Below are 13,161 nucleotides of genomic sequence, written 5' to 3' on the forward strand. Positions count from 1 at the left end.
GATGCGGCAGGAGGAAAACAGATGGATTACATCAGAATGGAAAATAATGCAATTCTGTTTGAAAATGACGGGGAAGTGCTGCGTATTGAACCCTGGGGGAAAGATTCCCTCAGGGTCAGGGCGGCAATGATGAGGGAAATCCAGGATACGGACTATGCGCTGCTTCCCGCAGAGGAAACGGAAGCCGTCATTCAGATAAAGGACGGCTTTACAGGCAGCATAACCAACGGCAGGATTACGGCATGCCTGGAGGTGTGCCAATGGAAAAAACGCTGTCAAATCAGTTTTTATAACCAGAAGGGGGAATTGCTCTTAAAGGAAGCAGGCCATGGCGGCGCTTTAAATAATCATTCCAGGCATTTCCGGCCGAGGCTGGGAGGGGATTATGAGCTTACGGTAACCTTCCAGGCAAGAGAAGAGGAAAAACTGTTCGGGATGGGCCAGTACCAGCAGGAGCTTCTGGATATCAAAAACTGTGTGCTTGAGCTTGCGCATCGCAATTCCCAGGCCAGCGTACCATTTGTCCTTTCTGATGCGGGATACGGCTTCCTCTGGCATAACCCGGCGGTAGGAAAAGTCGTATTTGGTAAAAATCTGACTGAATGGTATGCGGAAAGCACGGAGCAGATGGATTATTGGATTACAGCGGGGGATACGCCGGAGAAAATAGAAAAAGCTTATGCGAAGGCCACAGGGACCGTACCGATGATGCCGGAATACGGGCTGGGCTTCTGGCAGTGCAAGCTTCGCTATTGGAATCAGGAGCAGCTGTTAAAGGTCGCCAGGGAATACCATAAAAGAGGGGTTCCGGTGGACGTGATTGTGGTGGATTTTTACCATTGGCCCAAATGCGGGGATTTCAGGTTCGATGAAGCGGATTTCCCGGATCCCAAAGCGATGGTTGACGAGCTTCGGGAATACGGGATGGAGCTGATGGTATCCATCTGGCCGCAGATTAACCTGACAAGCGAAAACTATGAAGAAATGCGCAAAAACGGCCTGCTGATTAAAAATGAACGCGGCGTGGAGATTGCCATGCGTTTTGAAGGGGAAAATACCTTTTTTGACGCTACCAATCCCAGGGCGCGGGATTATGTATGGAAGCTTTGCAAGAAAAATTACTATGATTACGGAATCAAGGTGTTCTGGCTGGATGAGGCGGAGCCGGAATTTTCGGTATACGATTATGATAACTACCGTTATTTTATGGGGCCGGCAACCAAAATCGGAAATATTTATCCCCAGCTTTATGCCAGAACCTTTTACGAGGGACAGAGGAAGGCCGGTATGGAAACTGCCGTGAACCTTATCCGCTGCGCATGGGCAGGCAGCCAGAGATACGGTGCTCTTGTCTGGTCGGGGGACATTCACAGTGACTGGGAGACTTTCCGGAAACAGCTTTGCGCCGGACTGAATATGGGTATCGCGGGAATTCCCTGGTGGACTACCGATATCGGCGGCTTTTCCGGCGGAAACCCGGATGATCCGGCATTCCGGCAGCTGCTGGTACGCTGGTTCCAGTGGGGGACGTTTTGCCCGGTGATGCGGCTTCACGGAGACAGAGTGCCCCAGACGCCGTTAACCCACAGCGACGGCTCGCCCACCATGCCCACGGGGGCGGATAATGAGATCTGGAGCTTCGGTGACGAAAACACGCCGATTCTGGAAAAGTATATCCGTTTCAGGGAAGAGATGCGGCCGTACACCCGGGAACTGATGAAAGAAGCGCATGAGGAAGGAAGCCCTGTGATCCGGACCATGTTTTATGAATTCCCGGAGGATAAGGCATGCTGGGAGCTGAAGGATCAGTATATGTTCGGCCCGGATGTGCTTGTTGCGCCGATTGTTTATGAGAATACATGGGAACGCAAGGTTTATCTGCCGGAAGGAACCGTATGGACCTTGATTTACGATGGGACGAAGTATGAGGGAGGCACAAGCGTGACCGTGCCTGCGGATATCAGTCGGATTCCCGTATTCCTGCGCGGGCACAGCCATTCGGAATGGATTGGAAGGATTTAAAACGCATCGCAATAGAAAAAGGATAATTTTACGCGGAAAGGAAAGACAGCATGGCAGAAAATTATACGAAAACGAAAGCCCGGATCATGGTATATACCAGGGAAACGGACGTTGCACAATATCCCGCAGGGCTTTCCCGCAGCATCCATCTGGCCTGCAGCAGGGACGGGAAAAATTATGAAGCGCTGAACAATAATTATGGAATCCTGTTTGCAGAAGCGGCGGTGGATGATGCGGATATCATTCATGCAAAGGGGGTAAAGAATCCCCGGATTTTTGCAATGCCGGAGGGCGGCTTTGGCATTGTTGCCGTCAGGGTCAATGAGGACGGCAGCGCGGATGAAGACAGCAGAGGGAGCGTTTTGCTCTGGACAACCGCTGACTTTAAGGAATTTAAGAAAATCGGTTTCCTGCCCCTTCATGGGGACGCATATGTGGAGCGGGCGCAGTGCAGGTATGATAAAAATACGGGAGAGTACTGCATCCTGTGGCAGGATGATCTGGGAAACAGCTATCAAAATGAAGTGAAGGATATCTGCAGCTTAACCGGTATATCCCCGGCGCATCCGGGCGTTTATGCGGAGGAGCTTCCGGGACAGGCGCCGGAGGGAGCCGAAAAAGGAAATTCCGTGGAGATAAGCACACAGCTGTGTGATGAAACGGCGCTTTACTGGAACAGGCTGTATTCTGTAAAAGTGCAGGTGCCAAAACGTATTTGGGCCCGCACGGCTTCGGAGGTCGAAAATGTACGGGCATCCGTGCTGTATTCGGATGGCTCTTCCGTACAAAAACAGGTAAAATGGGAGCTGGACGGATTGGATTTCCAGAGTCCGGGCGCCTTCAGCATCCGCGGGACCGTGCAGAATGAGCAGTATCAGTTCCCGCTGGCCTGCGGCTTCGGGGATCCTGTTATTTTCCCATGGGAAGGCCGTTATTATTTTATTGCCACCAACGACAACCTGAATGATGTGGGCTTTTATGTGAGGGAGTCGGAGGATGTGGCAGGACTGTTCCGGGAGGAAACGCAGCAGCATCTGATACTGGGCCTGGATGAAGAACGCGGGTTTGTCCAGACCTTCTGGGCACCGGAATTTCATGTAATCGGCGGAGAGCTGTATATCCTGTTTGCCATAAGCGGCAAAAAATGGGGACCGCAGTGCCATCTGATGAAGCTGAAAAAGGGCGGAAGCCTCATCGATCCGGAAAGCTGGGAAGAACCGGTGAGGATACGTAAAAAGGACGGCAGCTTCCTGACGGAGGACGGCATCACGCTGGATATGACATACCTGAAAGCAGGGGAGCGCTCCTATGTGGTCTGGTCTTACCGCAGGAATATCGGCACGCCATATGATACGGGTTCCATGCTGTATATTGCAGAAGTGGATGAGAAGCAGCCCTGGCAGCTTTCCAGCGATCCGGTACTGCTTACCAGGCCGCTTTATGGCTGGGAGAATGTGAACCATACCATCAATAATGAAGGCCCTTATGCATTTATTGCGGACGGAAAAGTGTACCTGACGTATTCAGGCGGTGCGGCGGACGGCTACACCTATGCGCTGGGCCTGCTGACCGCGGATGCAAAGGATGACTTGCTGGATATTTCCGTATGGAAGAAACGGTGTACGCCTGTTCTTTCCTATTATTCGGTGGAAGGAATCTACGGCCCCGGCCACAATTCCTTTTTCACGGACGCACAGGGGAATCTGATGATAGCCTATCATGCGGAGGACGCGCTGGAGCATCATCTTCGCTGCGATGGAATCCACAGAGTGCACTTTAACATCCATGGGGAACCGGTCTTTGATCTGTCTGCAAGACGGGATTTGGATCCGGCGCTTTCGCAGGTGGAGATGGAAGTGATTGTGGGCTGAGGGCTGCAGAAGGGAGAGGGGAAATGATAATCAAAGGAACTGCAGACTGTATTCCGGAGGAGGATTCCCCCTCCCCATGGGCATATATTGAGGAAGCGGCAAAAAATTGGAAAGCGGGCGAAAAATTTGACTGGCTTACGCCGGCCCTGTCCTGCGGAATGAGAAGAGAACCGGGAAAGGAATGGCAATACTGCAGTTTTGGGTTTGCGATCCTTGGGGCGGTAATAGGAAAAGTAAGCGGGATGAAGGCGGAAAACTATATAGATGAGAATATCTTAAAACCGCTGGGACTGCAGGATACCTTTTTCTTACCGGCCAAGGCGGATAAAATAAAAAGGATAAACCTTCTTGCGGAAGAAGAGAAGGAAGAGATAGAAAGATCGGCAGACAGCAGCAGTCAGATTCCTACAGTTTGGGAACAGATTCCCCAAACCGGCGGCGGTCTTTTCTCCACTCCCTGTGATCTGATTCGATTTGCCAATATGATGCTTGGCATGGGGACCTGGAACGGGGTTCGGATACTGGGAAGAAAAACGGTGGAAAAAATGACGGCCTCTTCTCTTTTCCAGGTGCCTGATTATTGCTGGGGAGCCAATGAGCCGGATCGGAAATATGCGATAGGCTTTGACCGGAGGGAAGGTCCCGGATTCCATTATTCCAAAGGGACCTATATGCATGAGGGTTCCGGTTCCTGCTCGCTGGTAATCGATCCCCAGGAACAGCTTGCCGCGGCGTGGTTTGTGCCATTCCGGCCCGGGGAATGGTATGCAGAGGGGCTCTGGAATGTGAGCAATATTATCTGGTCAGGGTTATAAAAAGTATAAAAAACAAATATAAGGAGAGACAAAAAAATGGACAGTACAAAATGTTTCAGGATTGAAAAGGATGCGCAAATCCCTTTTAACAACAAAGTAGATTACTGCATCGGCACAGGCCGCATGGGGCTGGCGCTGCAGAAGGAATATCAGGAACAGCTGGCCCTGGTGCAGGAGGAGATCGGATTTTCCCATATCCGCGGCCACGGCCTGTTTTCCGACGATATGGCCATCTATCAGGAGTACACGGACGAAAACGGGAAGAAGCATGCGGAATATAATTTTACTTATCTGGATCTTGTGATGGACAGCTACCTGAAGCTGAATATCAGGCCTTTTCTGGAGCTTGGCTTCATGCCGGATAAGATGGCTTCAGGAGAGCAGACCGTGTTTTACTGGAAGGGGAATGTGACGCCGCCGGCAAGCTATGATGCATGGTGCGCGCTGGTGCAGGCAACCCTCCGTCATCTGATGGAGCGTTACGGGGAGGAAGAGGTGGTAACCTGGCCCATCGAGGTCTGGAATGAGCCGAACCTGCCGGGCTTCTGGAAGGATGCGGACATGGAGGAGTATTTTAAGCTGTTCGCCCGTACCTTTGCGGCGATAAAGGAAGTGGATTCCCGGTTCCGCGTGGGCGGTCCCGCTATCTGCGGCGTGGAGGATGAAAAGTGGATACGCATGTTTATGGAATTCTGCCGGAAGGAAAGCATCCCGGTGGATTTCGTAACCCGCCATCATTATACCACTGAGCTGCCGGAGAAGGACGGCCATTACGGCTATGCAAAGCTAAGGGAGCCGGAGGAAGGCTTTGCCAATCTGCAGACGACCAGGGATATTGTTGACAGCTTTGAGGAATTTAAGGGAATGGAAATACATATTACAGAGTTCAACACTTCCTATATTCCCAACTGCCCGCTGCATGATACCAACAGGAACGCCGCCTATATTGCAAGACAGCTGTCCCGTCTGGGAGATGTGAACGAATCCTATTCCTACTGGACCTTCGGAGATATTTTTGAGGAGCTGGGAGTTCCTTTTACACCCTTCCACGGCGGCTTCGGACTGGTGGCAAACGGCGGGATCCCCAAGCCTACCTTCTGGACCTTTAAATTCTTCAAGGATTTGCAGGGAACCTGCGTGTACCGTTCGGATGAGGCTGTTATCGTGAAACGGGAGGACGGAAGCTACAGGGGAATTGTGTGGAATATGACCCTGGAAGGAACCGGCGAGGATATATGCCATACCTACCAGCTGCCCATCGAAGGAAAGGAATGCTTTATCCTGACCAAAACTGTGGATGAGGCCACCTGCAATCCCCTGAAGCTGTGGCATGCCATGGGCGAACCCTCCAGCCTTTCAGAGGAGCAGAAGAAGCTGCTGAAGGAAGCTGCAAAGCCCTTTGTGGAAGCGGACAGAGCCGCAGTGCAGGATGGCTGTGCGCAGGTAAATATTACCGCGCGTGAAAACGGCGTGGTGTATTTTGAGGTTAAGGCTGTGGAGGATAAGAGCGACAGAGGGTATTGCTATAAAAGAGTGATTGGTAAATAAGAGGCTTACAAAGTAAGCGCTTAATTTTTACGCAGCAGGCTGCGGGAGCTTTGGGCACCGCGGCAGCCGTCAGGCGGATTCGTGGGTGGATCCGCCTGGCCTGCTGTCGGCGGAAAGGGAAGGTATGTCGTAAGGGGAGGCATGTCGCAAGAGAAGGTATGTCGAAAGAGGAGGCATGCCGTAAGGGAAGGTATGCCGTAAGAGAAGGTATGCCGCAAGAAAAGGCATACCATAAAGGGAGGCAGGTAAATGAGCAGAATAACAGTTCGTACAGAAAATAAAAGATTTCCAACAGCCCCCAATCTGTATGGTATTTTTTTCGAAGATATCAACAGGGCGGGAGACGGCGGGTTATATCCGGAACTTCTCAGGAACAGGAGCTTTGAGGATTCCATTGAGCCTAAGGACTGCCATACGGAGCAGGATGGCTATGCGCTCGTCAGCAGGGCAGGCTGGAGAGATGAATTTAATCATGGGGAGGGACTCTCGCGATGGATCAGGAAAAACGGGACGCCGTATACTCCTGTTCCGGCCTGGTACACAAATCACGCACAGATGTGCCTGGACAGAGACGATACGCTGAATGCCCACAGACAGGTATCCCTCGCCGTTGCTTTTGAAAAGGGCGGTGAGCTGTATAATACGGGCTTTTGCGGAATTGCCCCGAAAGAGGGGGCGCGGTATCATTTTTATATGTTTGCCAGGACGGAAACCCCGGTTAAAGTAAGTGTTTCTGTGGAGGAAGATGCACATGAATTCGGAAAGCGGGATTTCCTTCTGGAGGGTGACGGCTATGTGCGGTATGACGGCAGCTTTGCAGCGGATGGTGACGGCAGGAATGCCAGGCTGGTAATCCGCTGCCCGGAAGGCGGAAAAGTGAATTTCGGCTTCTGTTCCCTGATGCCGGAGGATACCTACATGGGGCATGGACTGCGCAGGGATCTGGTGGAAAAGCTGAGAGATCTGAAGCCCCGTTTCCTCCGTTTTCCCGGCGGATGCATTGTGGAAGGTTTTTCCCCGGAAACAGCCATGCAGTTCAAGAATGTAGTGGGGCCTGTCTGGGAACGGCCCGGACATCAGCTGATGTGGCATTACCGCAGCTATAATGGGCTGGGCTTCCATGAATATCTTCAGCTGTGCGAGGATCTGGACATGGAGCCGCTGTATGTGTGCAACTGCGGCCTGACCTGCCAGGGAAGGATGCCTGAATTTTTTGAAGGGGAAGAGCTGGAGGCAATGCTTCAGGATACGCTGGATGCAATCGAATACGCCATAGGGGATAAAACCTCTGAATGGGGAAGCCTGCGGGCGCAGATGGGGCATCCGGAGCCGTTCAGACTGAATTATATAGAGATCGGTAACGAAAATTCAGGGGAGGTATATGAAGTACGCTACCGGAAATTCTATGATGCCATAAGAAAACGGTATCCCCATATCCGGCTGATAGCCAATACCCATCTGGAGGAAAAAGGCCTGCAGGCGGATATCGTGGATGAGCATTTTTACAGCACTGCGGAATTCTTTGCGGAAAATACAAATTATTATGATAATTACGACAGGAAGAACCCGAAAATTTTTCTGGGAGAGCTGGCAGTAGTCCGGGGCTGGGTAGGCCAGTTGTACGGAGCTTTGGGAGAAGCTGCCTTCCTGATCGGCATGGAACGCAACCAGGATGTGGTGGAGCTGGCTTCTTATGCGCCTCTTCTTGAAAATGTGGATTACAATGCCTGGTTTCCTAACCTTATCCGCTTTAACCAACGGGAAAGCATAGCGATCCCTACCTATTATGTCTGGAAAATGTTTGGAAACAGCCGCGGTGAAGATGTGGTGGAGGCGGATGTGGAGACAGGGACTTTATACCGGCCGGTAAAGGGAATGGCCTCCCTGATGGGACAGGCCGGGTTGCGTTACAGAAATGCTTCCTGGAACGGGACGCCCGTGGGAGTTACCCATGAGCTGATGGGAAGAGTGAAGGAAGAAGAGGGGAGCAGCTGTATTCTGCCGCCGGATGAAGAACAGCGGGCAGAAGCGGAAAAGCTTTACCGGGTGGATAAGGACAGGGTTTTTGCCGTATTTGGTGAAGAGCAGGTTACCTCCGGGACTTTTGACATCGATATCTATGCAGAGGAGGGAAGGGAAATCTGTCTGGGTGTATACAGCGGCCGTATGCCGAAGGAAGTCTATATGGCGGATGAAACCCATCCCCCGAAAGAGTGGAATGCCGCCAATGTGAAGCCCTTTGTCTGGACGCTGGAAAATGGGGTAAGCACCTTCCGTGAACAGAGGTTTCCCAGTGACAGGAACCTTGACGAGGAACGTATTGCAGAGCTTCGTTACGGGGAGTTTAATCATTTCAGGTATGAGGTGGATGGAAAGCAGATGAAGCTGTATGTGAACGGGGAATGTATTCATCAGGTAAATGTGCCCGGCTTTCCCTCTTTATCTTCCGTAGTCTGTGACTCCCCCTCAGAAGTGATTATCAAGATAGTGAATATGTCGCCGGAGGAGGATGCGGTGGAAATTACCCTGGACTGCCAGGTGGAGGATGCTTATCAGGTTACCCTGCTCACAGGTGAAAAGCAGGCGGAAAACAGTTTTGAGGAACCGGAAAAGGTCCATGATGTGTTACAGAGCCACTCGGGTGCATCGTCCCATTTTTATTATACGGCGCCGGCTTATTCGGTAAATGTGCTCCGGCTTGTGAAAGTACAGGATTGATGCATGGAACAATAAATTACGGCCGGCTGCCACAGGATCGGACGGCGGAAAGGACGGCGAGCTATCCTCTATGGACGTAGAGGATAGCTGTTTTTTTGTCCTGATGGTTATCTATGTAAACGAGTGCTGCGAAAATTACCGGTACCAGCGTCAATACTTAAAGAGTATCCATATCACATTCCCTTCTCACTGCACGCCAATCATAAGCGTCCCCTTCCCTCAAGGCTTCCAGCTTTTCCTAAACTGCAGCGGGGTAATATGCTCCCTTGATTTAAAAAGGTTTATAAAATGGGATGCCTGGTTGATCCCGCAGCGTTCGGCAATTTCATTTATCGGCAGATCCGTGTATTTCAAAAGCTCCTTGGCGTAGGAGAGCCGCAGTTCGATCTGGTATTCATGGGGAGAACTGCCCACATACCGGGAAAACTCCCTGATAAAGTGGTATTTGCTCACATGAAGCTGCCGGGCCAGGTCATCCAGAAGCAGCGGCTCCTGAAAATGCCTGTTGATATAGCGTTCCGCCTCCCGGATGCCGGGCGGGATCAGGATATCGTCGGGGGAAAGGGCGCCTGCGGCGGAAGCGCTTCCTGTGCCGGCGTTGCGGCGCAGGATGAACTCCGTCAGAATCGAAGTGATCAGCTGGGCAGAAAGTACCTCGGTAGTGATATCTTTTTTTGAATAAAGCTCCATGATCTGCCGGATACAGCTTTCTATCCGCGAGGGAGCCGCTCCGTCCTGTTTTTCCAGGATGCCGAAGCCGTTTTTTGTAAATTCCATAAAATAGCCAAGGGCATTGCTTCCGTTAAAATGCAGCCATAAAAAGTCCCAGTGGGAGCCTTCGGGCGTAAAATATTTATGGTAATCCATGCAGTTGATAAAAAAGCTTGACCCCGGGCCCAGTTCATATTCCTGCCCCTGACAGCACAGGATGCCGCGGCCGGAAAGGGTATGCAGAATCAAAAAGGAGTTCAGGTTTTCCCGCTCGGTATAGTAAGGGTAAAAGGTATGAAAACAACCGGTTTCCTGCATATAGAAAAAGATGCTCTGGGCGGTCTGGCTGGGATTGGAAAAGAGCGACCAGGAATCTGCGCTCCAGGAGGTAAGGCACTGTTCCATTAATTTGTTTTTATTTTCTTTTCCCATAGGAAGTTCCCTTTCCGGCGTCAGTCAGCTGCAGGCCTGGTTTATGTTGAGCAATTTTCTGATATTTTGGGGCAATTTCATCCGATGCAATTTTATTCTATCCGGTTATAATGGGATTGTAAAGAGTATCATTCCAGAAAAAGGGGATAAGGAAATGGATGAATTTTATATTAGCCCGAAGGATCGGGAAGTACTGAGGGAGCTGGCGAAGAAACAGCTGGAGCTTTCCCAGGCTGAGAAGAATAAAAAGCGCATCGTAGAATGGTATGAGCACAATTCCCTGCAGGGGAAGCGGCCCATGATCCACCTGGAGCTTGGCACCTTTGCGCAGGAAATCATTCCTGAGAGGCTTAGATGTGAAGGAGAGTTCGCAAGGCAGATAGAAACGGAGCTGTACAGCAATTTTCTGAATCAGGAGCTGTTTGATGATGACAGGGTGACGCCGGATTATTTTCCGATATCTTATGATACCTGGTTTACGCTGTTTGATATACAGATTCAGGTCCGCAGGCTGAACGGCTCTGTCGGCCATGAGTTTGAGCCTGTGATAGAGGATCTGGAAGAGGATTATGGCAAACTGAAAAAATCCACCTACGGCGTTAACCTGGAAAGGACGGAAAAGAGACGCGCCGCGCTGGAGGAGGCCTTCGGTGATATCCTTCCGGTGCGTCTGAACATGGGATGCCTTTACAGTGTTCCCACACAGATGGTCGTTCATTTTATGAAGATGGAACAGATGATGTACAATATTTACGACTATCCGGAGCTGTTTAAGGAAATGATGGACAGGATTGCGGACGATACGCTGGAATACTATCGTTTCCTGGAAGATAATAAGCTCATTCTCCCCACTGTTGCGGGAGAATCGCTGGGGCAGGGCAGCTGGTGCTATAACCATGAACTGCCTGGCTGGGAGGAACATGGGAAACGTCCCTTTACCACGAAAGATGTATGGGGATTTATGGATTCTCAGGAGACGGTTGGACTGTCGCCTGCCATGTATGAAGAATTTATTTTCCCCTGCTATCAGAAAATTGCAGGACAGTACGGGCTGCTTTCTTACGGCTGCTGTGAGCCGGTGGATCCGATTTGGGAGTCCTGTATCAGCAAGCTGGATAATTTGAGAAAGGTTTCCATTTCACCCTGGTGCAATGAAGAGTATATGGGAGAACGCCTGGCAGGCAGCAAAATAATTTTCCACAGGAAGCCTTCGCCCAACATTCTGGGGCTTGGCACCGTTCTGGATGAGGACGCGCTCAGGGCCGCCATGCGCAAGACGCTGAAGGCGGCGCAGGGCTGTAAGCTGGAAATTACACAGAGGGATGTTTATACCATCAATCATGATGTGGGCAAGGCAAAACGGTATGTAGATATTATTAAAGAAGAAATTGAGAATCACTGGAAGGGTTAGTGTTTGCAGGCGGCAGGAATGAATTCTCAGACACGCCTCAGGAAGATGCTCTTTGCAGTCGCAATTGTAAGCGGCTGCAAAGAGCATTTTTTTGTTTTTTGGTAAGCATGTCCTGTAAAACAAAAGCCCTTCAGACAGAAGCGCTGCCGGCAGCTTCAAATATGTGTTAATGCGACATCAGCGGTGAAAAGCTGTCGTATTTCTCTATAAAGAAATCTGCGCATATTCTTTATAATGAAGGTATGGTTTACGGAAATTGTGAAGTACCGTACGGCATCTGTTTTTTGATATTTCAGGCAGCAGGGCCAGGGCGTGTATGAAAAAATATTCCTATAGTTTTAAGGCTTACTTTGATATCCTGCCGGGAAGGATGCCCGGCAGGCAGAAAAAAGATTAGGGGAGGATATGTATATGCTGGAAGTACAGCACAGAAAAGGAAGAAAAATAAACGGAGTATATCAGGAAGGGAAGGCGCTGTATCTGGAACAGGAATCAGGGCTTATCCGCATCCTGCCGCAGACGGACAGGATTATCCGGGTTTCCTATACGGAAAACGGCGGTTTTGCGTCGGAACAGGGGGCGCAGCTGGCCGATTTGTCCCTGGACGGCGGCAGCTTCTGGAGCTGGAAGGAAGAAGAAAAAGAAATCCGGGTGGACACAGGATATCTGCGGATGAGGATTGCCCGCGGCACCGGTTCCATTTTCTATGAAAGGGCAGACGGCAGCCTGCTGCTTGCCGAACGGGACAGGGAAAGCAAATGCGTGGAGGCGTTCGATTCCTACCGCATGGTGGTGAATGAAAATACACAGATAGAAGAGATACAGACGCCGGACGGCATCAAACGCAGGATCCGGGAGGCTGACCGCGTTTTTGATAAAAAGCTCTATCATACCAGGCTGCACCTTGATTTTGCGCCGGAGGAACATCTTTACGGACTGGGACAGGCGGAGGAGGGCGTATGGAACCTGCGCCACACCACTCAGTATCTGCACCAGGCCAATTTGAAAATCGCCGTTCCCATGCTGCTTTCCGATAAAGGCTACGGTATCCTTTTGTCCACCCAGAGCCCTGCCATATTTAACGATACACAGTACGGTACTTATATGTATACGGAAGCGGATGAATATCTGGATTATTACTTCCTGGCAGGAGAGTGCGCGGATGAGGTGACAGGCGGCTTCCGAATGCTTACCGGGAAGGCCGCCATGCTTCCCCGCTGGGCCTTCGGCTATATCCAGTCCCAGGAAAGATATGAAAGCGCCGTAGAGCTTGTGGAAACGGCAAAACGGTTCCGGCAGGAGAAAATCCCGCTGGACGCCCTTGTCCTTGACTGGATGTCCTGGAAGGGGAACCTGTGGGGACAGAAAACCTTTGACGGGGAACGTTTCCCGGATCCGGCAGACATGATACAAAAGCTGCATGAACAGAAGGTGCATTTTATGATTTCCATCTGGCCGAATATGAGTGAACTGAGCGATAACTACCAGGAATTTCTGGAGAAAGGCCTGCTTCTGCCTGCCAGTGAAATCTACGATGCCTTTTCCGGGGAAGGCCGCCGGCTGTACTGGGAGCAGGCGGAACGGGGGCTGTTCCGGCATGGAGTGGACGCCTGGTGGTGCGACTCCAGCGAGC

At 51.0% G+C, this 13,161-nt stretch carries 8 protein-coding genes; 7 read left to right on the forward strand and 1 reads right to left on the reverse strand.

What is annotated here, in order from left to right:
- Positions 1-21: 21 nt before the first annotated feature.
- From HMPREF1548_RS20835 to HMPREF1548_RS20855, 5 genes are all read left to right on the forward strand, one after another.
- Complete coding sequence (locus HMPREF1548_RS20835; RefSeq protein WP_021638528.1) at positions 22-2,022, forward strand: glycoside hydrolase family 31 protein; 2,001 nt, start codon at positions 22-24, stop codon at positions 2,020-2,022.
- Between the two features lie 50 nt (positions 2,023-2,072).
- A complete protein-coding gene (locus HMPREF1548_RS20840; RefSeq protein WP_021638529.1) occupies positions 2,073-3,893 on the forward strand; it encodes a family 43 glycosylhydrolase in 1,821 nt (606 codons plus the stop codon).
- A gap of 23 nt (positions 3,894-3,916) precedes the next feature.
- Complete coding sequence (locus tag HMPREF1548_RS20845; protein WP_021638530.1) at positions 3,917-4,708, forward strand: serine hydrolase domain-containing protein; 792 nt, start codon at positions 3,917-3,919, stop codon at positions 4,706-4,708.
- A gap of 36 nt (positions 4,709-4,744) precedes the next feature.
- Complete coding sequence (locus HMPREF1548_RS20850) at positions 4,745-6,256, forward strand: GH39 family glycosyl hydrolase (RefSeq protein ID WP_021638531.1); 1,512 nt, start codon at positions 4,745-4,747, stop codon at positions 6,254-6,256.
- Positions 6,257-6,505: 249 nt separating this feature from the next.
- A complete protein-coding gene (locus tag HMPREF1548_RS20855; RefSeq protein ID WP_021638533.1) occupies positions 6,506-8,974 on the forward strand; it encodes an alpha-L-arabinofuranosidase family protein in 2,469 nt (822 codons plus the stop codon).
- A 219-nt stretch (positions 8,975-9,193) separates the two neighbouring features.
- Here the strand turns inward: HMPREF1548_RS20855 and HMPREF1548_RS20860 are convergent, their stop codons facing one another.
- Positions 9,194-10,117 (reverse strand): AraC family transcriptional regulator, encoded by a 924-nt coding sequence (locus tag HMPREF1548_RS20860; RefSeq protein ID WP_035323210.1) that lies wholly within the window; start codon positions 10,115-10,117, stop codon positions 9,194-9,196.
- 154 nt (positions 10,118-10,271) lie between these two features.
- On the opposite strand from HMPREF1548_RS20860, the gene HMPREF1548_RS20865 reads away from it, so the two are divergent.
- Complete coding sequence (locus HMPREF1548_RS20865) at positions 10,272-11,528, forward strand: uroporphyrinogen decarboxylase/cobalamine-independent methonine synthase family protein (protein ID WP_035323254.1); 1,257 nt, start codon at positions 10,272-10,274, stop codon at positions 11,526-11,528.
- A 411-nt stretch (positions 11,529-11,939) separates the two neighbouring features.
- A partial coding sequence (locus tag HMPREF1548_RS30110; protein ID WP_198168664.1) for a TIM-barrel domain-containing protein occupies positions 11,940-13,161 on the forward strand: 1,222 nt, incomplete at its 3' end.

It is taken from the genome of Clostridium sp. KLE 1755, from assembly GCF_000466465.2.
Classification (GTDB): Bacteria; Bacillota; Clostridia; order Lachnospirales; family Lachnospiraceae; genus Eisenbergiella; species Eisenbergiella porci.

Coding starts and splice junctions, on each gene's coding strand:
- HMPREF1548_RS20835 (WP_021638528.1), top strand. CDS start 22: ATGGATTACATCAGAATGGAAAATAATGCAATTCTGTTTGAAAATGAC.
- HMPREF1548_RS20840 (WP_021638529.1), top strand. CDS start 2,073: ATGGCAGAAAATTATACGAAAACGAAAGCCCGGATCATGGTATATACC.
- HMPREF1548_RS20845 (WP_021638530.1), top strand. CDS start 3,917: ATGATAATCAAAGGAACTGCAGACTGTATTCCGGAGGAGGATTCCCCC.
- HMPREF1548_RS20850 (WP_021638531.1), top strand. CDS start 4,745: ATGGACAGTACAAAATGTTTCAGGATTGAAAAGGATGCGCAAATCCCT.
- HMPREF1548_RS20855 (WP_021638533.1), top strand. CDS start 6,506: ATGAGCAGAATAACAGTTCGTACAGAAAATAAAAGATTTCCAACAGCC.
- HMPREF1548_RS20860 (WP_035323210.1), bottom strand. CDS start 10,117: ATGGGAAAAGAAAATAAAAACAAATTAATGGAACAGTGCCTTACCTCC.
- HMPREF1548_RS20865 (WP_035323254.1), top strand. CDS start 10,272: ATGGATGAATTTTATATTAGCCCGAAGGATCGGGAAGTACTGAGGGAG.